Here is a 22674-nt window from a genome sequence, read left to right as displayed (position 1 = left end):
AGATGACCCCTGATCATCATTTATTGCTACGCGCCGAGACCCGGTAACGGCTGCGCCGCGCGCGACAAGTCATATCGGAAATGCGACTACGCTGCGCGCTAGACCATAAGCGCCCGAGAAACATGCTTGTCATCAAGCAGACTCTCAAGATCGCCGGTTGCCAGTATACGCCCTTTTTCCAGAATATAAGCCCGGTCGCACAATCGGCGGGCAAATTGCAGATTCTGTTCAGACAGAAGGATCGCAATTCCTTCGCGTTTCAATTCCGCGATGGCGTCGCTCATTTGTCGCACGATCAAGGGGGCTAGACCTTCCGAAGGTTCGTCCAGCAGCAGGAGCGTCGGGTTCCCCATCAGCGTGCGGGCGACGGTGAGCATCTGCTGTTCGCCCCCGCTCAAGAGGCCTGCGCGGCGGTCCAGGAGGTTTGACAAAGCCGGAAACAGCTCAAGGACGCTATCGAAGGTCCAGCGCTGCGATCCGGATTGTGACGTGCGGGCCCCCGCTAAGAGGTTCTCAGCGACGGTAAGCTCGGCGAAAACTCGTCTTTCTTCAGGAACGTAGCCGACGCCTAAGGACGCGATCTTGTGTGTCGGCATGCCTAACAATTCAGTGCCGTCGTAGCGAATACTGCCGCATGCGCGCGCACCCAGACCTACGACCGCTTTCAAGATCGTCGATTTACCTGCGCCGTTCCGCCCCACCAGTGCGACCAATTCTCCCGGTGCAAGAGTTAGATCGACACCAAAGAGTATTTGCGCGGCGCCATAGAAGGCTTCCAAACCCTCGATCGAGAACCCTGTTGACGCGCGTTCTATGTCGTCAGTCATCAGAAATCCTCTCCGAGATAGACTTGACGCACACGGGGGTCGGCGCGAACCTGGGACGGCGTTCCTTCCGCGATAACATGGCCATGGTCGAGCACGAGGATGCGTTCTGCGTGGTCAAAAACGATATCCATGTCGTGCTCGGTGAAAAGCAGGCTGATCTGTCGCTCTGCGGCAATTGCGACGACCAAGGTCATCAGGTCGTGCCTTTCTCCAGGCGCCATGCCGGCCGTCGGCTCATCCATCAGCAGGACGCTCGGGTTCCCCGCTAGAGCCATCGCCAATTCGAGCCTTTTGACATCACCGTAGGCAAGTTCAGCGCTTTGGCGCTGGCGAAGGTCGGAAAGCCCCACAGCGGCCAGCAGCGATTGTGCCTGGGACTGATGCTTTCGGGCCACGCTTTGGGTAAAGCTCGGCCCAAGGCCTTCTGCGGCTGCAATGACCGTCAGCAGGTTTTCCTCAAGCGTCATGGAGCTGAATACGGAGCCAATCTGAAAGGTTCGGCCCAAGCCCTGAAGGTAGCGCTGGTCCGGGCGAAGCGAGCCTAAGGAGCGGCCTTTCAAAACGACGTTTCCGCCGTCAGGCATAAGCTGCCCGCCAATGAGATTGAAGCAGGTGGACTTTCCGGCCCCGTTGGGTCCGATCAAGGCGAGGCGCTCACCGGCATGAAGGTCAAAGGAAACATTGCGGACCGCCTGTACCCCGCCGAAATTCTTGTTCAAACCGGTAACGGACAACTGAGCTGTCATGTCCCGGTTCCTTTTCGCCGCCAGAGCTGGCTTGCACCACCGGCCAGTCCTTGGGGGAAAATTAGAACCAGCAGCAAAATGATGCCGCCGATCGCGCTGCGCCAGAAGCTGGTATAGCTCAACAGTTCGGTTTTCAGGCCTAGATAGGCCGCGGCGCCCAGCAAGGGCCCCTCAAGAAAGGCGACGCCGCCCAGCAACACCATGACAAGCGCCTCCACCGACATGGGGATTGCCAGAACGTCGGGGAACACGCTGCCTTTCAAAAGAGCATAAAGACCACCCGCGAGGCCCGCGCAAGCGCCGCTGGCGGCAAAGGCTTGCCAGCGCAGGCGTAGCGGGTTGAGCCCGCTGGCAGCGGCCCGCAGCGCATTGTCCCGTTGCGCCCGCAAGGCGAAGCCGTAACCCGAGAAAGCCAAATGCCGCATGAGTAATAGCGCTGTGGCGACCAGCGCCAGGACCAGCCAGTAAAAGCTGCGAGGTTCGGCGAACCATGGGCTGGGCCAGACGCCCAGTATTCCGTTGTCGCCGCCGGTGAAGCCGTACCATTGAAAAGCAACGGACCAGAGAATCTGGGCAAATGCCAAGGTCAACATGGCGAGATAGACGCCGGACAGCCGCGCGCAGAACCAGCCGAACGCGAGCGCCACCAGCCCGGCGACAACGGGGGCAACCAGGAGCGCCGCTTCCATCGGCCAACCGAGGTCCGCGCCCAACAGTGCGACGCTGTAGGCGCCCAGCCCCAGAAAGGCGGCATGTCCAAAGGATATGATGCCGCCTAGTCCCAACAGGAACTGAAGCGAAGCGGCAAAAAGCGCGAATATCAGTATCTCCGCCCCGATGATCACCACGTAGCGCCCGCTGAAAAGAGGCAAGACCGCCAAAAAGAACAGCAGCGCCAAGGCCCCCAGCTTCATGGCGGTACCGGCCGCCAGTAAGGGCGTATGGGGATCGGCGACACGGGCGGCAAAGGCGCTTTCCCGTTTGCCGAACAAGCCCTGCGGACGCAGGGCCAGAATAACGGCCATCACGAGAAACACGATGACCAGGGTGATTTCTGGAAAGAGCAGGATACCGAAGGCTTGGATCACGGCAATAAGCAGGGCCGCCAGGTAGGAACCGAAAATAGATCCCATGCCACCCACAACGACAACGACGAACGCCTCGGCAATGATGTTCAGGTCCATACCAAGCGAAGCGGCCTCACGAGGAAGCTGCAACGCACCCCCTAGACCGGCGAGCGCGGTTCCCAGGGCCACGACGCTGGCGAACAGACGCTGCTGATCGACGGCCAGGGCAGCGACCATTTCACGGTCCTCTGTCGCGGCGCGTACGAGAATGCCCCAACGGGTGCGTTTGAACAGCAACCACAGGGCTAAAAGACCGGTCGGCCCGGCAGCGATCAGAAACAGATCATACTCCGGGATTCGGTTACCAAAGAGGGTAATCGCGCTATCCAGCCAGGGGGCCCGAGGCCCGACAATGTCCTCCGGACCCCAGACGTGCAGGGTTACATCCTGCAGCACCAGCAGCAGCCCAAAGGTGGCCAGCAATGGGAAGAGCTCATTCGAGCGATAAAGGCGGCGCAGCAAGAACCGCTCCATGCCGAGACCGACGAGTCCCGCGCCGGCGGCGGCCACTGGCAGGGCGAGCCAGAACCCCAGACCGCCGAGGAGAGGCATCAAGAGCCCGCTGATGGTCACCCCCAGATAGGCGCCAAGCATGTAGAAGGAGCCATGCGCAAAGTTGACGATCCGCGTCACGCCAAAAATGATCGACAGGCCGACCGCCACGAAGAACAAGGCGGAGGCATTGGCGAAGGCCGTTAGGAACTGGGCGATGGTAAAGGACATCGCAGGCTGTCGGTCCTTCCGATTTCTGGCTAGTCGCGACGCCCGGCGTGCGCCTCGGCGACCAGGCAAAGAATCTCAAACATGATCTGTGAACCGGCCAGCGCCGTCACGTATCCCGGGTCAAAACAGGGTGCCACCTCAACGACATCGCCACCCACGTAATTTAGTCCACGCAATCCCCGCAGCATGGCTAAAGCCTCAGCCGTCGAGAAGCCGCCAATCTCGGGCGTACCCGTGCCGGGAGCAAAGACCGGATCCAGACCATCGACATCGAATGAGAGATATGTTGGGCCGTCTCCGACGACGCGACGTGCTTCAGCAATCGCACCTTTGACGCCGATCTCCAGGAACTCCTCCATGTAGATCACCCGCATGCCGCTATCGTGGCTGAACTGCCATATCTTGGCATCGTTGACGCCGCCGCGAATACCGATCTGGATGGTGCGTTTAGGATCGAGCAGGCCTTCCTCCACCGCCCGGCGGAAAGGCGCCCCATGGTGGAACTTGGAGCCCAGATAATCGTCGCCGGTATCGCAATGGGCGTCGAAGTGAATCATCCCCACGGGGCGATGCTTGGCGATGGCTCGAAAGATCGGCAGGGTTACTGAATGGTCGCCACCCGCGGATACCGGCAACACTCCCGCGGCGTGAACTTTGGCGAAAAAGTTTGCGATCTCCGCCAGGGACTCCTCCAGATGGAAAGGACGTTGCGGCCAGGCATCGCCGATATCGGCAATACGGCAGAGACTGAAGGGGCTGATTCCGGTTTCTTGGCTCGTGCGCCGCATTAGACTGGATTGATTGCGGATTTCCCTTGGCCCATGACGCGCACCCGGGCGATTGGTGACCCCACCGTCGAACGGGACGCCGACCAAGGCAATATCCAACTCATCCAAGGCTTCGGAATAGGGCGCCCGCATAAAGGTCGGAATGCCGGTATAGCGCGGCCAGGTTTGCTGGTCCTTGTATTCGGTGTAGTCCCAATCGTCCCGGATCTTCGTCATATGTTATTCCGCGGCCCGAAGCTTGGCGGCCTCCTCTTCGCTGGGCAGGAAATCGTTGCCGTTGGCATAGTACCAGTCCGTCATGGTTCCGGCCCCGTTCTCCACGGCGGTTAAGCCAACGAAGGTACCGAGGGTCGACTGATGGTCTGCTGCACGGAAGTGGATCGCCCCGAATGGCGTGTCCAACGCCAGACCCCGCAAGGATTCGGCCAACGCTTCAACGTCCGTGGTTTGCGCTTGATTAATGGCTTTGGCTAGAGCCTTGAGCGTTACATATCCCACGACCGACCCCATTCTCGGCTCCTCCGCGAACTTGTCGATATAAGCCTCGCGGAAGGTATTGTGCTCCGGGCTATCCACCTTGTTGGGCGGGTAGCCGGTCACGATCCAACCGGTGGGAAGTTCGTCCTTTAGGGGGGCGTTCCATTCCGGCTCACCGGTTAACAGGCTGACCACGGTGCGATTTTCAAACAACCCGCGCAGGCTGCCTTCACGGACGAATTTCACGAGATCGCCGCCGAAGGTCACATTGAAGATTGCATCGGGTTCGGCCAGAGCGAGGGCCTGGGTGGTCGCACCGGCATCAATCTTGAACAGGGCAGGCCACTGCTCGGCCACGAATTCGACGTCCGGGCGCAACTTCAGCAGGTTCTCCTTGAAAGCTGCGACAGCGGACTGGCCATACTCGTAGTTCGGTGCAATCGTCGCCCAGCGCTTGGCGGGAAGTTTTGCCGCTTCGCGCGCCAGCATCAGCGATTGAGAGTAGGTTCCGGGGCGCAGCCGGAAAGTATTGGGCGCGCCTTTTTCCCAAACCAGGGCATCGGTCAGGGGTTCGGCCGCCATGAAAAGGACATTTCGCTGTTGAGCAAAATCGGAAACCGCCAGTCCGACATTTGAAAGGAGCGTCCCCATCAAGACCGTTGCGCCTTCACGTGCGGTCAATTCGCTGGCCGCCGTAACCGCTTCGCCGGGCGCACCACCGTCATCACGGCTGACTACCACCAAAGGGGCGCCCAACACACCGCCATCGGCGTTGATTTCGTCCAGCGCCAGCTCCCATCCCTGTTTATAGGGCACGCTGAATGCCGGTAGCTTCGTGTAGCTGTTCAAGTCACCGATAATCACGGATTCGGCTGCCCGGGCAGGGTCGGTCAGGCCCGGGGCCACAGCCAACGGTGCAGTAAGCAGGGAGAGGGCTGCCAGAAGGCCCTTGATCTTGTTCATAATGGAGAAAAACCTTTCGTATCTGAGCGTAGCAGAAAAACGAGATGCCTTTGTCGCGGTCCCGATGGCTCCCGTCAAGAAAGCATTGCGGGCTTGTCAAGCGGGCCCATCGCCTTACACCATAGCCACATCGGAAATGAGGGATTGTCGGAATGCGTCTTTCCGTTGCGATTGTGGGCTCGGGACCGAGCGGATTTTATGCCGCAGAGTCGCTGCTGTCAGCTTTTCCCGATTGCGAGATCGATATCCTAGAGCGTTTGCCGACGCCCTTCGGTCTTGTGCGATTTGGTGTGGCGCCGGATCATCAATCGGTAAAACGCGTGACTGAGGGATATGAGAAGACCGTCAGCAGCGGTCGGGTCCATTATTACGGCAATGTCGAAGTAGGGTGTGACGTGACCATGGCGGAATTGCGGGACTGCTACGATGCCGTGGTGCTGGCCGTAGGGGCGCCAAGAGATCGCCCAATCGGTATTCCGGGAGAGGATAAGCGCGGCATACTGGGTTCGGCGGCCTTTGTCGGTTGGTACAACGGTCATCCGGACTTCGCCAATCTTCATCCCAATATCGATGTGGAGCGCGCGATTGTGGTGGGGAACGGCAACGTGGCCCTCGATATTGCCCGTATACTGGTCCTTTCGCCCAATGAACTCGCCGCGACCGATATCGCCGAGGAGGCGGCGGACGCAATCACTCGATCGAAACTCCGCGAAGTCATAGTCCTCGGTCGACGCGGAGCGGCGCAGGCTCGCTTTACCAATCCGGAACTTCGGGCGTTTGCCCGCCTCGATAGAGGAATACCTTGCGTTGAAGGTGACAATCTCTCGGAACATACCCTGGAAGGATTAAGCGAGAAGCCGCGCCGGCAAGCCGAAAGGAACCTGGAGACCTTGCGAAGCTTTGCTGAACTTAAAGAGAAAACAGCGACGCGACGCATCACATTTCGATTCTTTGCGAGACCACTGGAAGTCTTGGGCGGAGAAAGCGTTACGGGACTGCGTGTAGCGCAGACGCGGCTGGAGGGAAGCCGGGTGGTGGAGACAGGTACTCAGGAAGACCTATCCTGCGGCTTGGTCATCAAGGCCATCGGATACCGGTCACCCAGAATTCCGGGAATACCTTTTGATGCGGCGCGCGGGCGACTGCGCAACCGAGATGGACGTATAGCGCCCGGGCTATATGCGGTGGGATGGGCAAAACGCGGACCCAGCGGCGTCATCGGTACGAATAAGGCGGATGGCAAGGCGCTGGCCGAGCAGTTGCGCGACGATATGAAAACACAAGGCAAGCCAGGGCGAAAGGCGCTGGAGGCGCGGCTGACCGCTCGGCAGGTTCGTTGGGTTACCTACCGGGATTGGCGCCTGATTGACGAGGCTGAAATTGCCGCAGGTCAAGGCGATCACCCGCGCCGGAAATTCGTGTCTGTGGCCGATATGCTGGCGCTTCTTGATCGCGCGCAGGAAAATACTACCTGAAGACCAGAGAAAAAGAGGGGCTGATTGCGCCCGGGCTTTCTGCTAATCGGTGGACCAGCAATCACGATGACGTCCGGATAGCGCAGGAGTGGGCGACGCGAATGGAAGGCTCTAAGGCCCTAAAATCTGCAGAACGGCGACACCAGGAGATGGAGTCGGCGACAGTTCGCTTTGCCGGAGATTCCGGAGACGGTATGCAGATAACCGGCGGTCAGTTCACGCTGACGACCGCCCTTGCCGGGAACGATCTGGCGACTTTCCCCGACTTTCCGGCGGAGATTCGCGCGCCTGCCGGAACCACGTATGGGGTCTCGGCGTTCCAGATAAACTTTGGGGCGCGGCGCATCAAGACGGCCGGCGATCATCTCGACGTCCTGGTGGCGACGAACCCGGCCGCGCTGAAGGTGAATCTGGCCGATGTCAAAGCCGCTGGTCTGGTCATCGTTGATACGGGTCAGTTCAACGACAAGAACCTGCGCAAGGCGCATTATGATAGCAATCCGCTGGAAGACGATACTTTGGCGCCTTATCGGGTGCTCAAGATCGACATCACACAGCTCACCCAGGACGCAGTTGAGACCGTCGGCGTCACGAAGAAAGAGGCTGTGCGCTCGAAAAACATGTGGGCGCTTGGTTTGGTTTACTGGCTTTTTGGCCGGGAACGTGCCCCCACGATTGCTTGGTTGAAGCGGAAGTTCGCCAGCAAGCCTGAGGTTTTGGAGGCCAATATAGCGGCGCTCAATGCGGGCCATGCCTTTGGTGAAACATCTGAACTTCAGCATGAGGTGGCACAGATAGATGTTGGCCCGGCTGCAATTCCGCCGGGGCTCTACCGTGCCATCACCGGCGCCGAGGCATTGGCCTGGGGATTGGTCGCCGGCTGTGAGAAAGCTGCCTTGCGGATGGTTTTCTGCTCCTACCCAATCACGCCAGCTTCCAGCCTGTTGCATAGTCTTGCCGCTCTCAAGTCCCTGAACATCCTGACCTTTCAGGCGGAAGACGAGATTGCCGCAGCCTGTGCGGCGATCGGGGCGTCCTACGCAGGCGATATGGGAATCACATCCTCGTCCGGACCCGGTGTCGCCCTGAAAACCGAGGCGCTGGGTCTTGCCATCGCCACCGAGTTGCCATTGATCGTCGTGAACTCCCAGCGTGCGGGCCCCTCGACGGGAATGCCGACGAAAACAGAGCAATCTGACCTCTATCAAGCCGTGTACGGACGCAACGCCGATTCGCCTTTGGTCGTGCTGGCGGCGCGTGCTCCTGGTGATTGTTTTGATGTTGCGGTGGAGGCTGTTCGCCTGGCGACAAAGTATATGACGCCGGTCATGTTGCTGACCGACGGGTACATTGCGAATGCATCGGAGCCCTGGCTCATCCCCGACTTGGACGCTATAGCGAGTTTTCCGGTCAAGCGCCGCCAAGATCCAGAGGGGTACCAGCCCTTTGCCCGTAACCCGCAAACCCTGGCCCGCGATTGGGCAGTCCCCGGGACACCTGGGCTGATGCATCGAATTGGCGGAATTGAGAGGGACTCGACATCCGGCAACATCTCCTACGACCCCGATAATCATCAGCGCATGACGGACCTTCGTGCGGCAAAGATCGAAGGCATTGCAAACGATATTCCGTTGCAGGAAGTTGATCAGGGAGATCTTGGCGCCGATCTCGTGCTGGTTGGTTGGGGCTCTACCTATGGCCCCATAAGCCGTGCAGTCACAACCATGCTCGCAGAGGGCTACAATGTGGCGCATGTCCATTTGAGACATATCTGGCCTTTACCTACAAATCTCGGCGATATATTAAATACTTATAAGAAAATACTAATACCAGAGATGAACCACGGACAGTTGGTTACGTTGCTACGGGACCGCTATCTGGTGGACGCCGAAAGTTTGGCTCAAGTCAACGGCAAGCCTTTCCGTGTTTCGGATCTGGAAGCGGCGGTTCGCGCGAGGATTTCGCGCAAACCCGGATTGGAGAAGAAGCTATGAGCGGGCCCGATGGAATCGCGGCTTTGCAGCCGAAGGATTACGCAACGGATCAGGAAGTCCGTTGGTGCCCAGGGTGCGGTGACTACGCCATCTTGAAGGCCGTGCAGCGGACACTGGCGGATTTGGCTGCGGACCCGGCCAAGACGGTCTTCGTGTCGGGCATAGGCTGTGCGGCACGCTTTCCTTATTACATCGCGACCTATGGTTTCCATACTATCCACGGGCGCGCGCCGGCCGTGGCGACGGGGGTGAAACTGGCCAATCCGGAGCTGGATGTCTGGGTCGTCATGGGCGACGGGGATGCGCTTTCCATCGGCGGTAACCACCTGATGCACTGCCTGCGGCGTAATCTCGATCTCAACATGCTCCTGTTCAACAACGAGATTTACGGTTTGACGAAGGGGCAGTACTCGCCGACGTCACGGGCTGGACTGCGCACACCTTCGACCCCGATGGGGTCGATCGACCAGCCTTTGTCCGCTGGGCTTTTTGCTCTAGGGGTGGGGGCGAGGTTTTTCGCCCGCGGTGTCGACACGCAGCAAAAGCGGCTGCCGGAGATCTTCAAGCGGGCGCATACACACCGTGGCGCCTCACTGGTTGAGATACTCCAGAACTGCATCGTCTACAATGATGGCGTCTTTGCGGGCATCACTGAGCGCGATGTGGCGGAAGACCGGCAGGTCCATGTTCAGCACGGCGAGCCCTTGATCTTCGGTAAAGATCAGGATCGCGGGTTGCGCCTGAATCCCTCGACGCTGTCCCTTGAAGTCGTGAATCTGGGAGATGCCGGTATCACTGAAGCCGATGTTCTACGGCACGACGAAAAGAATCGCGTGCTGGCGACGTTGCTGGCGGCAATGGAGCCGCCCACGCTACCGGTCGCCTTGGGCGTACTCTATTGTGATCCGACGTCCAGTTACGATCAGAGCGTTCATGCGCAACTGGACGCCGCCAAAGGGCAGGCACCCGCAGGTGGATTGCAAGAGGTAATGAGAGCCGGACATACCTGGACGGTAGAAGCTTGAAGAAACTTCCCTAATTTTCTGATAAACAACGAAAAATCAGATAAACAAAGGATATACTTTAGGCAATCTGTTGGCGCTCGTCGCGAGGCTTTCGGTTGAACTGTTCGCGATAGCATTTCGAGAAATGAGACGCTGATACGAAGCCGCTTGCCATGGCGATGTCCAGAATCGAGAGCGATGTCTGATTGAGGAGCGAGCGTGCCTTGGCGAGACGAAGCTCCAGGTAATAGCGGGTCGGAGTCCGATTCAGATACTTGCGGAACAGCCGTTCGAGTTGCCGCGTCGAAAGTCCGCTCATGGCGGCCAGCTTCGATCTGGGCAGCGGGTCCTCAAGGTTCTGCTGCATCATCTCGATGACGTTCAGCAGCTTGGGATGAGAGATGTTCAGTCGCGTGCGCAAATTCATGCGCTGGTGGTCGTGTTGATCGCGGATTCGTTCATGGATGTAGTTTTCCGCGATCTTGGTCGCGAGTTCGCGACCGTGATCCTTGGCGATTATCGACATCATCATGTCCAATGCGGCGGTGCCACCCGAACAGGTAAAGCGATTTGCGTCGATCTCGAACAACTCCTCGGTCACGTTGAGTTGCGGATAGTCCTCCTGGAATCCCGCAAGGTTTTCCCAGTGGATCGTGCAGCGTACACCGTTGAGCAGCCCGGCGCGTGCGAGGATGTAGCTGCCAAGGGACACTGCACCCATCTTTGCCCCCTGACGGGCTAGCAGCCTGAGCCAGGCCAATGTTTGCCTGTTGTCAAACACATGCGCGTCCACGCCGCCGCACACAATGACGGCGTCCAATTTGTCGCAAGCACGTACCGGCATGTCCGACCGGCAGGCCACGCCGCTGGACGCTGTGACAAGACCACCTTCGGGAGAAAGAAGTGTCCAACTGTAGAGGTTCTCGCCTGAATGGCGGTTGGCCGAACGAAGGGCTTCAATAGCTGATGCAAAGGGAAGTATGGAAAAGCCTTCAATCAACAAAAAGCCAAAATGTTGAGTGTCAATGATACTGCTCTGCTTCATGACTACCTGATAGGCGAGGTACAAAGTTGGCGTGGGGCCGAATCTGCCGTATGTGCAAGTCCCTGCCCCCAGCGCGAGAGATCGTGACACCCTCCGATCATGAATGACAAGAACTAAGGAACGATAATGTCCACACTGTCGCTGTAGAAAGCGGTCCAGGATGATACGCGAGGAATTGTCTTTATGGGGCCTTCGCCCTGCGGTAGACCATTGATCCCATGAAGGACGATCTGACAACGGCGCTCGCGGAACAGGGATTGTTGTTGAGGGGCGGTTTCCGACCTGGACCGGAGACCCCGTTGCCGTCCTTACCGGATGGCCGCGCCGTGGATTTTGTTGCGATGATCGGCAACGCAGGGCCTGAAATGTGGCGCCATTTCGTGCGCAGTCCGGAGTATCGGGACAGCAAACCCGATCCAATGAACCGCTGGACCAAGCGTGTTGTTGATGCGATCGCCTTGCGGTTTGGTTCCGCTGCGCTTTATCCATCGGACGGACCGCCATACTATCCTTTTCAGCGTTGGGCCCAGCAAGCCGAGGCAGTCTTTCCTTCACCGCTGGGCATTCTGGTTCACCCACGGTTTGGGTTGTGGCACGCCTATCGTGCGGCTTTACTTTTTACATCTGCGGACGGCTTGGCGTTGAAACTCGATGACCAAGGACAAAACAGGGCGGGTGATCATCCCTGCGAGAGTTGCGCGGATAAACCCTGCTTGAGTGCCTGCCCGGTTGGCGCTTTCACTGGGGCCGGCTATCGGGTTGACGATTGTGCGGCTCATGTCGGGAGCGCCGCCGGTCACGATTGTCGGACGGCCTATTGTCGGGCGAGGCGTGCATGTCCGGTTGGACTGGATTATATCTATGACCAGGAACAGGCGGCCTTTCACATGGCCGCTTTTCTGTCAGCGCGTCCAAATATGACGAAACCTTTGGTTGTTGGAGATGAAGAATGAGCCGTAAAGCCTTGCTTTTAAACCATATGGAAGGGGAAAGAATTGATAGAGCCCATCCAATGTTGGTTCGGCGAGGCTTTGAGATCGAGTGGTGTGCGCCCGCCCTGGGCGACGTTTTACCCGATCCCCTAAGCGACGCGTTCGATGCTGTCGTCGTTTACGGCGGCGCTCAGAGTGCCAATGACGGTGGGTATATCCAGGATGAGGTTGAATGGATTCGAACGTGGGTAGAGGCGGACAAACCTTTCATGGGATTTTGTCTCGGCGCGCAGCTCCTGTCATTGGCTTTCGGCGGTGAGGTGCGACCCCATCCCACCGGACTTTATGAAATCGGTTTCTTTCCGATAGAGACGGTGGCGCCCGGGTTCAAAGGCCCGCATTCACTAGTCTACCACTGGCATAAGGAGGGGTTCACGGTGCCTCGGACCGGCGAATTGTTAGCCCGGGGTGATACCTTTCCGAACCAAGCATTTCGCATAGGAAGAAAGGCCTACGGGCTTCAGTTCCATCCAGAAGTGACACAGAACCAGATGCAGACGTGGATGGACAGCGCGGGCCATATGCTCGCGCATCCTGGAGCGCAGGATCGGGAACGCCAGCTTGCAGACGCAAGGCATCACATTGCTCCGCTCGGTGATTGGCTGGAGGCTTTCCTTGATCGTTGGCTAAGCGACAGCGGTCTGACTTATCCAGCACGTTCATCGACAGCCGCCAGCGAACTCTTGCCGAGCGAGCGGGTGCCGTCGTCCTGACGCACCTTTGAGTTGCGATTATCGAAAGGAACGTCATGCCCACTCTTCTCATAACAGGCGCCAACCGTGGCATAGGATTGGAGTTCGTTCGCAGCTATGCGGAGAGCGGTTGGTGCGTGCATGCCTGTTGCCGCCATCCAGATAAAGCGAAAGAATTAAAAGAGATACCAGGTGATGTTAATGTCCACCGCGTAGATGTGACTGACGAGTTGCAGGTTGCCAATGTTGCCCGTTCCTTGCGGGACCAGCCGATTGACCTTTTGATCAACAACGCCGGCATCTATGGACCGCGAACCGGATTTGGCGAACAGGATTATCAGGCTTGGTCCGAAGTTTTGCAGGTCAATGTCATTGGACTGATGCGAACTGTCGAGCGGTTTGTCGAACATGTCTCTCAAAGCGAGTTGAAGCGCATCGTTAATATCTCTAGCCAGTTGGGGTCGATTGCGCGAAATCGGTCTGGCGCGGCTTATCCCTATCGGACCAGCAAAGCTGCGGTGAATATGATCACCAAGGGCTTATCCGAAGACCTTGAGGAAAAAGGTATCGTTGTAATCTCGGTGCATCCTGGATGGGTGCAAACCGATATGGGCGGCGTAAAAGCTGAGATTACGGCCGAAGAGAGCGTCGCGGGATTGCGCGCCATCATCGACAATCTGACGCCTGAACAAAGCGGGCATTTCTATTCATACGATGGGACGGAGATGCCCTGGTAGCCTGCCTTAGCGGAGGAATGACCCGTGCTGCTTAATGACGAACAGGCAATGATTCGTGAAACGGCCCGGCAGTTCGCTGAGGCGCGGTTGAAGCCTAACGCGGCGTCTTGGGACCGCGATAGGCATTTTCCAAAAGAAGCACTGGCAGAGATGGCAACCCTCGGTTTTCTGGGTATGACGGTGCCTGAGGTTTGGGGGGGCGCTGAAACCGACAACGTTTCATACGCCCTGGCGTTGATGGAGGTAGCCGCCGGCGATGGTGCGACCTCGACCATTATGAGTGTGCACAATTCCGTCGGATGCCAACCAATTCTCAAGTATGGCAGTGAAGAGCAGAAGGAACGCTTCCTGAGGCCGATGGCGCTGGGTGAAAAACTAGGGGCGTTCATGTTGACCGAACCGCACGCCGGGTCCGACGCGGGCGCCATACGGACCCGGGCGGATAAGCGCGGAAACGGCTTTGTATTGAACGGCACTAAACAGTTCATCACTTCTGGCGCCAATGCCGATGTCGCCATTGTCTTCGCGGTTACCGATCAATCCGCTGGAAAGAAAGGTATTTCCGCTTTTATCGTGCCGACGGACACGGCCGGATACAATGTAGCCAGCGTCGAGCGCAAGCTGGGCCAGCATGCCAGCGATACCTGCCAGATCGTGTTCGACAACATGGAACTGACACCGGATCTATTGCTGGGCGAGGAAGGGCAGGGCTATCGCATAGCCCTATCGAACCTGGAAGGCGGCCGCATCGGGATTGCAGCCCAGTCCGTGGGGATGGCGCGCGCGGCCTATGATGCGGCACTTGCCTACGCCAAAGACCGGCAATCGATGGGCAAGGCGATTTTCGAGCACCAGGCCGTCAATTTTCGCCTGGCGGATATGGCAACCGAACTCCACGCAGCAGAACTGATGACACTCCACGCCGCGGCCCTGCGTGATGCGGGTGTCCCCTGTTTAAAAGAAGCTGCGATGGCGAAGCTGTTCGCCAGCGAGATGGCCGAGCGGGTATGTTCTGCCGCATTGCAGATACACGGCGGATACGGATATCTGGAAGACTTTCCTGTCGAGCGTATCTATCGCGATGTCCGCGTTTGCCAGATTTACGAGGGCACAAGTGATATTCAACGCTTGATCATTGGCCGCCAGATAGCCGGATAAGCAGGCAGCAAGTAAGCATTCAAGCAGGAGGAACTACTGCACCATGACATCAGCAGCATCGAGTCCGATCGAGTTCTACTTTGATTTCTCCAGTCCATACGGATACCTCGCCGCGCGGATTATCGACGCTGAGGCCGCCGAGCATGGACGCAAGGTGACGTGGCGCCCCTTCCTGCTGGGGGCAGTCATGAAGCAAACCAAGGCGGAGCCTTTGCTAACAATCCCGATCAAAGGCGACTATGCACGGCACGACCTGGCCCGGGCTGCGCGATACTATGATATTCCCTTTGTCGTTCCCCCGCAGTTTCCCTTTGCGTCGATCGCCGCTTGCCGAGCGTTTTATTGGCTGAATGGGACCGATCCGGCAAAGGCACGTGATTTCGCGCTTTTCCTCTATGAGCGCGCATTTCTGGCGGGCAAGGATATTTCCAAGCCCGATAGTGTCCTGGAGGCGGCTTCGGACGCCGGGTTGGATGCCGCGGCCATGGCGTCGGCTCTGCAGGATCCGGCGATCAAGGAGCTTTTGAAGGCGGAAGTCGACAAGGCGATCAAAAAGGGCGTGTTCGGGTCACCATTCTTTCTGGTCGATGGTGAGCCTTTCTGGGGGCACGATAGGATAGCTGAAGTCAGAGAATGGTTGCGCAAGGGTGGCTGGTAGGCAGCATCGGTGTGCCTGACCGCTAATTCCTCTTGAGAATTTTTTGGTTGGCCTTCGCCTCAGCGCAATTGAGAATGATTACCCAATCACAGGGAGGCAGGGCCCTTTAATGAGCGTGCTAAAAAGCTCGATCTCCACGCGATCCGAAGAGTTTAAGGCCAATGTCCGTGCTATGGAGGCGCTGGTTGGGGACCTTCGCGAGAAGGTTGCCGCGATCAAGTTGGGCGGCGGGCAGGGGCCGCGAGAAAAGCATTTGGCGCGGGGCAAACTTCTACCGCGTGATCGAATTCGCAACCTTCTCGACGTGGGCGCGCCATTCCTCGAACTATCGCAATTGGCCGCCTGGGATCTCTACAAGAATGAAGTGCCAAGCGGCGGCATCATCACCGGCATCGGTCGCGTATCTGGACGGGAATGTCTGATTGTCGCCAACGATGCCACCGTCAAGGGCGGCACATATTTTCCGCTGACGGTGAAAAAGCACCTTCGCGCTCAAGAGATTGCGGAACAAAACCATCTGCCCTGTATCTATCTGGTGGATTCTGGAGGCGCTAACCTTCCAAATCAGGATGAGGTCTTTCCCGACCGTGACCATTTCGGGCGCATCTTTTTTAACCAAGCCAATATGTCGGCTAAGGGAATCGCTCAAATCGCCGTGGTGATGGGATCGTGTACCGCCGGCGGGGCCTATGTGCCGGCCATGTCGGACGAAGCCATCATCGTGCGCGGGCAGGGGACCATTTTCTTGGGCGGCCCGCCGCTCGTGAAAGCGGCAACAGGTGAAGAGGTCAGTGCCGAAGACCTGGGCGGTGCGGAACTGCACAGTAAAGTCAGTGGTGTCGCCGATCATCTGGCGGCCGACGATCACCACGCCTTGGCTTTGGCGCGCCGCATTGTCGGTAACCTGAATCGCTCGAAGCAGCACACTCTTGAGTTGGCGACACCCCGCGACCCGCTTTATGACCCGAGCGAACTTTACGGCGTCGTGCCTTCAGACCTACGCAAACCTTACGATGTGAAGGAAGTGATTGCGCGCTTGGTCGATGGCTCCGATTTCGACGAGTTCAAGGCGCTTTATGGTGCCAGTCTGGTGACGGGATTTGCGCGTATTCACGGCTATCCGGTTGGTATCCTGGCGAACAATGGCATCCTCTTTTCCGAGTCCGCCCTGAAGGGAGCGCATTTTATAGAGCTCTGCGCGCAGCGCGGTATTCCGCTGGTGTTCCTGCAGAATATCTCGGGCTTTATGGTCGGCCGTAAGTATGAGGCCGGGGGTATCGCCAAAGATGGTGCCAAGCTGGTGACGGCGGTGGCGACAGCACGTGTGCCTAAGTTCACGGTGCTGATTGGTGGGAGCTTTGGTGCCGGCAACTATGGCATGTGCGGCCGTGCTTACTCTCCCCGGTTTCTTTGGGGATGGCCCAATTCACGTATTTCCGTCATGGGCGGCGAACAAGCCGCCAACGTACTGGCGACAATCCGCAAGGACGCGATGGCTGCCAAAGGGCAAGAATGGCCTGTAAGCGATGAGGAAGCATTCAAAACGCCGATCCGAGAACAGTATGAGAGGCAGGGTCATCCCTACTATGCAACGGCCCGTCTGTGGGACGACGGCATCATCGACCCGTTGGATACACGGATGTCCTTAGCGCTCGGTATATCTGCTGCCCTCAATGCGCCCGCCCAGGCAACCCGCTTCGGCGTGTTCCGGATGTAACGCCATGGACAGCCCCATGTTCCTGCAAGAGATCGCCGAAAGCGGCATTGCCACATTGACGCTCGCACGTCCGGATAAGCACAACGCCTTTAATGCCAAGCTGATCGCCGACTTGACCGATGCTCTTTGCGACTTGGATCAGAATGAAAGGGTCAGGGCAGTCGTGCTGGCAGCGGAGGGCCGGAGCTTTTCCGCTGGCGCCGACCTTAACTGGATGCGCGCGATGGCCGACTACAGTGAGGAAGAGAACTTGGCGGACGCGCGCCGACTGGCCGAGTTGATGCGTCGGCTCGACGGTTTTTCAAAGCCGACCGTCGTACTCGTGCAAGGAGCAGCTTTTGGCGGCGGTGTCGGCCTGGTCGCCTGTTGTGATATCGCCTTGGCGTCAGAGACGGCGATATTCTGCTTGTCGGAAGTTCGTCTCGGTTTGATTCCGGCTGTGATCAGCCCCTATGTGGTTGGGGCCATGGGACCGCGTATGGCGCGGCGCTACTTCATGACGGCTGAACGATTTGGAGCGCAGGAAGCGCTAGCCTGCGGCTTGGTCCACGAGGTGGTGCCGGAGAGGCTTCTTGTACAGCGGGGAAATGAGATACTGAAAGCATTGTTGGCTGGCGGACCAAACGCTTTGAAGGAGGCCAAAGCTTTGATCGCGCGTGTCGCATTGCAACTGCCGGACGACGCGTTGATCGAAGATACCGCGCGCCGCATAGCGCGCATTCGGGGTAGCGACGAAGCCCGCAAAGGGATGGGGGCGTTTTTCGACAAGCGTAAGCCCGACTGGGTCGACGAGTGATAAGCACTGAAAGACGGGAGCTGATCGAATGAGTATGGGCGATCGGAGTTGGGTCCGCGCCTCAGCCTTTACCGCGGTTCTTTTTCTGCTCATTACGCTGGCAACCAGCCGAGGCCAGGTTGGCGGCCTGTTCGCGCTGGTTGTCCTGTTGGCGACATTGGTCGCCGTGACGGCGTTTTACCGGTTGTTTCCCGATCGCCATTTTTTCACGATTGTCCTGACGAACTTCCTGGCTGTCTACACCTGCATCTTCTCATTCTTCATCGAGGTCAATTTCGCTCCGGTAACACCCTGGTTGGTGCTGGCAACCTTTCCTCTGCCGGTTTTCACGTTTCTGGCGGGCGCCTGGCGCAACAGGACAACAATTCATAAGCTTCTGCTGCAAGACCAGCACAGGGAGATTCACCATTGGGGCAAGGTTTTCAGATGGCTGCTTCCAGCTTTCCTGATTGGCGGTTTGACCTTTGCCTTGCCGGGGCACGACTTTACACCTTTTGAGTACGATCTTCTTTTCCTGGCCTCCATGTCGGCAATCGCCGCCATCGTGTTTTTCGTCAGCGACGAGGTCTGTAGCTTTCTCCTGGAGACGAGTCTGCTGTTCGAACTGTTCTTCGCGGGCATGAAAAGGCTGGTGATACCGGCCTTTGCCTTCTTCTCCTTTTACTCGCTCATTGTGATCGTCTATGCCTGCATCTATCGCATCATCGATACACTTGGCGGCGGCGGTTTCATCATCGGTGGTGAACTGCGGGAAATCACTTTTACCGAGAGTCTCTACTTTTCGATCGTGACTCTCAGCACTGTCGGTTATGGCGACATCGTGCCGGTTTCCAACCTGATCAGGGTTATTATATCGTCCCAGATCGTGGTCGGCGCGCTCTTGATACTGTTTGGTTTCGCCGAGTTTGTCTCCTATGGCCGCACCAAGCCGCAGCGGCGCAGTAAGGATTGAAATTTCATGGCCCAGCGCGAATCCGCCCGAGCTCTGTTTGATAGCCTGCTGATCGCCAACCGTGGCGAGATTGCCTGTCGTATCCTGCGCACGGCCAGAGCCATGGGGATTCGCACGGTCGCGGTATATTCGGAAGCGGACACCGAGGCCCAGCACGTCAAGCTGGCGGACAGTGCTTTTTGCATCGGTCCGGCTGCGGCAGCCGAGAGTTATCTGCGTGTCGACAGAATACTCGAAGCGGCGAGGCAATCAGACGCCCAAGCCATCCACCCTGGTTATGGATTCTTGGCCGAGAATGCGGATTTTGCCGAAGCCTGTGCTGCCGCAGGAGTGATCTTCGTTGGCCCGCCGCCATCGGCCATCAGGGCCATGGGTTCCAAGAGCGAGGCCAAGGCCTTGATGGAACGCGCGGCGGTTCCTCTTGTCCCGGGCTATCACGGCGCCGAGCAGGATGAAGCCTTGTTGGCGGAGCAGGCGCGCAAGATAGGATTCCCTGTTTTGATCAAGGCATCCGCAGGCGGTGGCGGCAAGGGGATGCGCGTTGTCGAGAAACCAGGCGACTTCAAAGCTGCACTTGCGGGCGCACGACGCGAGGCCATGGCATCCTTCGGCGACGATCGAGTTCTGATCGAAAAGTATCTCACCAAGCCGCGCCATATCGAGATCCAGATATTCAGGGATAGCCACGGTAACGGGGTGCATCTCAACGAGCGCGATTGTTCCGTGCAGCGCCGCCATCAGAAGGTGCTGGAGGAAGCGCCTGCACCCGGCATGACGTCGGCGCGGCGGGCCGAAATGGGACAAGCCGCGGTCGCGGCTGCGGAAGCTATCGATTATCTAGGAGCGGGCACCGTCGAGTTCATTGTCGAGGACGAGCAGTTCTACTTCATGGAAATGAACACGCGGTTGCAGGTTGAGCATCCGGTTACCGAGGCTATTACCGGGTTAGACCTTGTGGCTTGGCAGCTCTGTGTGGCAGCAGGTGAGGCGTTGCCGATCACCCAAGAGCAAGTTGCGCTTCGGGGGCATGCGATCGAGGCGCGGCTTTATGCGGAGGATGCGGAGCGCGACTTTTTGCCCGCGACCGGAGACCTCAGGAGACTGCGGTTTCCAGAAGCCGTCGAGGGGTTGCGTATCGACAGCGGTGTATTAGAGGGGGACCGCGTTTCGCCCTTCTACGATCCCATGATCGCGAAGGTTATTGCCTGGGGTGAAACGCGTGATGAGGCTTTGCGGCGGTTGCGGCAGGGACTCGATAGTATCCGCGTGGCCGGTTGCCGAACCAATCTGGCGTTTCTGGGGCGCGCGCTTCGCCACGAGGCGTTCGCCGCGGGCGGTGTCGATACCGGGTTTATCGCCCGCGAGGCCGGCAAGCTATTAAAGCCGGGCCTATCCGAGCCGGGGCAGGTGTTGACGGCTGCAGCGCTTCACCAATTACAGCTTCGCCGGCGTGAGACGGCTGCGCAGGCGGCGTCGAGCAGCGATCCGAACTCGCCCTGGTTTACCTGCGATGGTTGGCGCCTTAACGCCGAAACCGCTCAACCCATGCGCTTTTCCTGGGGCGAAGATATCTGTGATGTGACGCTTGGCTTCGGCCCGGGATCCGCAGGTGTTGACGAAGGTATGCGGATTACCCTGGCCGGTAAGACGCTGCCAGTATCGTTCCAGCAGCGGCCGGACGGCGATCTGGCGATTGCGCTCGGAGATCGTCGCTATGTAGCCGGGGTTTTGGATGAAGGCGACGACCGGCTTGTGTTTCTACAGGGCGAGATTTTCCGCCTTGGCTTTCTCGACCCCCAGGCGCATGCGGGCGAGGGGGCGGATGCCGGCGGAAGTCTCACGGCGCCGATGCCGGGCAAGGTAACAGCGGTGCTTGTCAAACAAGGTGAGAGGGTGACACAGGGGCAGGCCTTGATCGTGCTGGAGGCCATGAAGATGGAGCATACGCTATTGGCACCGGCGGATTCGCAGGTTGTCGCTCTCCACTTTGCCGTCGGCGATTTGGTGGAAGACGGCGTAGAGCTTCTGACTCTCGAGCCGGTAGAGGCGTGACCATGCACCTGCCGGGGAAAGTCAGAGTTGTCGAGGTCGGGCCGCGCGACGGTTTGCAGAACGAGAAACACGCCGTGTCGCTGGAGACCAAGGTAGCCTTGATCGACCTCTTGGCGGACGCCGGCTTAAAGACGATCGAGGCCGGAGCTTTCGTCAGTCCAAAATGGGTTCCACAGATGGCGGATAGCGCCGCGGTTTTCCAGGCTATCGGCAAGAGAAGGGGCGTTACCTATCCTGTCCTAGTACCGAACATGAAAGGATTTGCCGCAGCGCAGGGTGTGGGCGTAACCGAGATCGCCATTTTCGGCGCTGCTTCGGAGACCTTCTCCCAACGCAACATCAACTGTTCGATTGCCGAGAGTCTGGAACGATTCTCGCCAGTCTGCGAGGCCGCGCTCGGTTCTGGTATTGCGGTGCGGGGCTATGTTTCTTGTGTGCTCGGCTGTCCTTACGAGGGTGCGATAGCGGTGGAGGCAGTCGCCGATGTCGCGGAGAAGCTGCTGAAGCTTGGCTGTTATCAAATTTCTTTAGGCGATACGATCGGAATCGGCACGCCCGGACAGGCGCAACAGATGCTGGATACGGTAGCGGCACGAGTTCCGCTGGATCGTCTGGCTGTCCACTTCCACGATACCTATGGGCAGGCTCTGGCGAACGTTCTGGCCTGCCTGGAACGTGGCGTGACTGTTGTTGATAGTGCGGTGGCCGGGCTTGGCGGCTGCCCTTATGCAAAAGGCGCAAGCGGGAATGTCTCGAGCGAAGACTTGGTTTATATGCTCCAAGGCCTGGGCATCGAGACTGAGATAGACCTAGCTGCGCTCTGCGCCGCCGGTCGTTTCATATCGGACGCCCTTGGGCGGGCTCCGAACTCGAGGGTTAACCAGGCGCTTTCCGGTAAGGAAAACTGATGCTCCACCTCATCAAGCTTTCGGTTGGTAGCGAGAGCCTGGAAAGCCTCGCCGACTGGCAGCGGCAGCGGTTGGAGGCCGATGGTCGGCTTTGGCATCGCACCCGCATGCTGCCGCGACGGCACGAGGAGATCGTCGCCGGCGGCGGATCGATCTACTGGGTCATCCGTGGGCAAGTGCTCGGCCGACAGCGAATTACAGAGTTTGATCGGATCGTGGATGCCGAAGGGCGCCCCGATACGCTTATCCTGCTGGACTATACGCTGGTGCCCGTGTTGCCGCGCCCGCACCGGCCGTTTCAGGGCTGGCGATACCTGAAGGCGGAAGACGCTCCCCGCGATCTAGCCGACGCGGAGGGCGGTGAATCCGAGATGCCCGCAGAATTGCTGACGGAACTGCGCACTCTGGGGCTTCTGTAGGCCCTGCGTACATTTTCAGATTAGGCAAAGCGGCGCTTGAGGGGGCTTGTGGGCCAGGGAAGAGGCTTTTTTGTGGTTTTGGAATTTTTTCCCTTTGACAGTCCAGGCAGCCCTCTTTATACACCACATCACTGCGGCGGCGCACTGTCCTGCGCCACACAGTAAGCGGAAAACGAGAAGATTAGGTTTTAACGTCGATTCAGACGTTGAAGCGTAATTTTTTCGCCGCTATACTCCTCGACCCGTTCAGTCGAATCGAGGGGGTGGCTCAAACCGAAAGGAGCGGGTCATCCGGGTTTTCACGGCGCTCGTTACAGAGGGCCGCGGCGGTTCGGTTTTGTTCATTGACATTGTGGATATGAGATAAGGAAGGGATACGCGGGCGGCGGCTTTGCGGTTGCTGTTTTGTGCTGTTTTTCTTTGG

Annotated in this window: 20 protein-coding genes; 14 read left to right on the top strand and 6 right to left on the bottom strand. The window is 58.4% G+C overall.

The features are described 5' to 3' along the window. Positions 1–98 precede the first annotated feature (98 nt). From ABIE63_RS00100 to ABIE63_RS00080, 5 genes are read right to left on the bottom strand one after another with little or no spacing between them, the layout of a single operon-like run. Positions 99–827: an ABC transporter ATP-binding protein gene (locus ABIE63_RS00100; RefSeq protein ID WP_354501561.1), complete on the bottom strand. Its 729-nt coding sequence runs from the start codon at positions 825–827 to the stop codon at positions 99–101. Continuing rightward, complete coding sequence (locus ABIE63_RS00095) at positions 827–1573, bottom strand: ABC transporter ATP-binding protein (RefSeq protein ID WP_354501558.1); 747 nt, start codon at positions 1571–1573, stop codon at positions 827–829. Before ABIE63_RS00095 ends, ABIE63_RS00100 begins: the two co-directional genes overlap by 1 nt. Beyond that, complete coding sequence (locus ABIE63_RS00090) at positions 1570–3423, bottom strand: ABC transporter permease (RefSeq protein WP_354501555.1); 1854 nt, start codon at positions 3421–3423, stop codon at positions 1570–1572. The genes ABIE63_RS00095 and ABIE63_RS00090 overlap by 4 nt, the downstream gene beginning before the upstream one ends. Before the next feature lie 29 nt (positions 3424–3452). After that, positions 3453–4427 (bottom strand): agmatinase, encoded by a 975-nt coding sequence (gene speB / locus ABIE63_RS00085; RefSeq protein ID WP_354501552.1) that lies wholly within the window; start codon positions 4425–4427, stop codon positions 3453–3455. A 3-nt stretch (positions 4428–4430) separates the two neighbouring features. Then, a complete protein-coding gene (locus ABIE63_RS00080; protein WP_354501549.1) occupies positions 4431–5651 on the bottom strand; it encodes an ABC transporter substrate-binding protein in 1221 nt (406 codons plus the stop codon). Positions 5652–5803: 152 nt separating this feature from the next. On the opposite strand from ABIE63_RS00080, the gene ABIE63_RS00075 reads away from it, so the two are divergent. The 3 genes from ABIE63_RS00075 (at position 5804) to ABIE63_RS00065 (ending at position 10145) form a co-directional block, all read left to right on the top strand. Next, entirely contained in the window at positions 5804–7126 is a 1323-nt protein-coding gene (locus ABIE63_RS00075; RefSeq protein WP_354501546.1) for an FAD-dependent oxidoreductase, read from the top strand. Positions 7127–7227: 101 nt separating this feature from the next. Further along, a complete protein-coding gene (locus ABIE63_RS00070) occupies positions 7228–9120 on the top strand; it encodes a 2-oxoacid:acceptor oxidoreductase subunit alpha (RefSeq protein WP_354501543.1) in 1893 nt (630 codons plus the stop codon). Then, entirely contained in the window at positions 9117–10145 is a 1029-nt protein-coding gene (locus ABIE63_RS00065) for a 2-oxoacid:ferredoxin oxidoreductase subunit beta (protein ID WP_354501540.1), read from the top strand. The genes ABIE63_RS00070 and ABIE63_RS00065 overlap by 4 nt, the downstream gene beginning before the upstream one ends. Positions 10146–10203: 58 nt before the next feature. Here the strand turns inward: ABIE63_RS00065 and ABIE63_RS00060 are convergent, their stop codons facing one another. Further along, positions 10204–11169, bottom strand: a complete 966-nt coding sequence (locus tag ABIE63_RS00060) for a GlxA family transcriptional regulator (protein ID WP_354501537.1) — start codon at positions 11167–11169, stop codon at positions 10204–10206. A gap of 218 nt (positions 11170–11387) precedes the next feature. Here ABIE63_RS00060 and ABIE63_RS00055 point away from each other — a divergent pair, with 218 nt between their 5' ends. The 11 genes from ABIE63_RS00055 to ABIE63_RS00005 all read left to right on the top strand — a co-directional run bounded on the left by ABIE63_RS00055 (position 11388) and on the right by ABIE63_RS00005 (position 22250). After that, the gene (locus tag ABIE63_RS00055; protein ID WP_354501534.1) at positions 11388–12122 is read left to right on the top strand and encodes a ferredoxin; all 735 of its coding nucleotides are present in this window, start codon (positions 11388–11390) and stop codon (positions 12120–12122) included. Then, on the top strand, positions 12119–12874 hold the full coding sequence (locus ABIE63_RS00050; RefSeq protein WP_354501531.1) for a hypothetical protein: 756 nt from the start codon (positions 12119–12121) through the stop codon (positions 12872–12874). The genes ABIE63_RS00055 and ABIE63_RS00050 overlap by 4 nt, the downstream gene beginning before the upstream one ends. 35 nt (positions 12875–12909) lie before the next feature. After that, complete coding sequence (locus tag ABIE63_RS00045; RefSeq protein ID WP_183415206.1) at positions 12910–13590, top strand: SDR family oxidoreductase; 681 nt, start codon at positions 12910–12912, stop codon at positions 13588–13590. A gap of 24 nt (positions 13591–13614) precedes the next feature. Then, positions 13615–14748, top strand: coding sequence for an acyl-CoA dehydrogenase family protein (locus ABIE63_RS00040; RefSeq protein WP_354501528.1), 1134 nt, complete (start codon positions 13615–13617; stop codon positions 14746–14748). Positions 14749–14791: 43 nt separating this feature from the next. After that, complete coding sequence (locus ABIE63_RS00035) at positions 14792–15406, top strand: 2-hydroxychromene-2-carboxylate isomerase (RefSeq protein ID WP_354501525.1); 615 nt, start codon at positions 14792–14794, stop codon at positions 15404–15406. 109 nt (positions 15407–15515) lie between these two features. Then, positions 15516–17123: a carboxyl transferase domain-containing protein gene (locus ABIE63_RS00030; protein WP_354501522.1), complete on the top strand. Its 1608-nt coding sequence runs from the start codon at positions 15516–15518 to the stop codon at positions 17121–17123. A 4-nt stretch (positions 17124–17127) separates the two neighbouring features. After that, positions 17128–17919 (top strand): enoyl-CoA hydratase/isomerase family protein, encoded by a 792-nt coding sequence (locus tag ABIE63_RS00025; protein ID WP_354501519.1) that lies wholly within the window; start codon positions 17128–17130, stop codon positions 17917–17919. A gap of 28 nt (positions 17920–17947) precedes the next feature. Further along, positions 17948–18871 carry a potassium channel family protein gene (locus tag ABIE63_RS00020; RefSeq protein ID WP_354501516.1) on the top strand — a complete coding sequence of 308 codons (924 nt, stop codon included), beginning with the start codon at positions 17948–17950 and terminating at the stop codon, positions 18869–18871. Between the two features lie 6 nt (positions 18872–18877). Then, positions 18878–20923 (top strand): acetyl/propionyl/methylcrotonyl-CoA carboxylase subunit alpha, encoded by a 2046-nt coding sequence (locus ABIE63_RS00015; protein WP_354501513.1) that lies wholly within the window; start codon positions 18878–18880, stop codon positions 20921–20923. Positions 20924–20925: 2 nt separating this feature from the next. Continuing rightward, positions 20926–21831 (top strand): hydroxymethylglutaryl-CoA lyase, encoded by a 906-nt coding sequence (locus tag ABIE63_RS00010; RefSeq protein WP_354501510.1) that lies wholly within the window; start codon positions 20926–20928, stop codon positions 21829–21831. Further along, positions 21831–22250, top strand: coding sequence for a DUF1489 domain-containing protein (locus tag ABIE63_RS00005; RefSeq protein ID WP_354501507.1), 420 nt, complete (start codon positions 21831–21833; stop codon positions 22248–22250). Before ABIE63_RS00010 ends, ABIE63_RS00005 begins: the two co-directional genes overlap by 1 nt. Positions 22251–22674 lie beyond the last annotated feature (424 nt).

It is taken from the genome of Limibacillus sp. MBR-115 (assembly GCF_040549425.1).
GTDB classification, from domain to species: domain Bacteria; phylum Pseudomonadota; class Alphaproteobacteria; order Kiloniellales; family CECT-8803; genus Limibacillus; species Limibacillus halophilus.
Note: the sequence above shows the minus strand (reverse complement) of the source record. Positions and strands in the feature narration are given on the sequence as shown.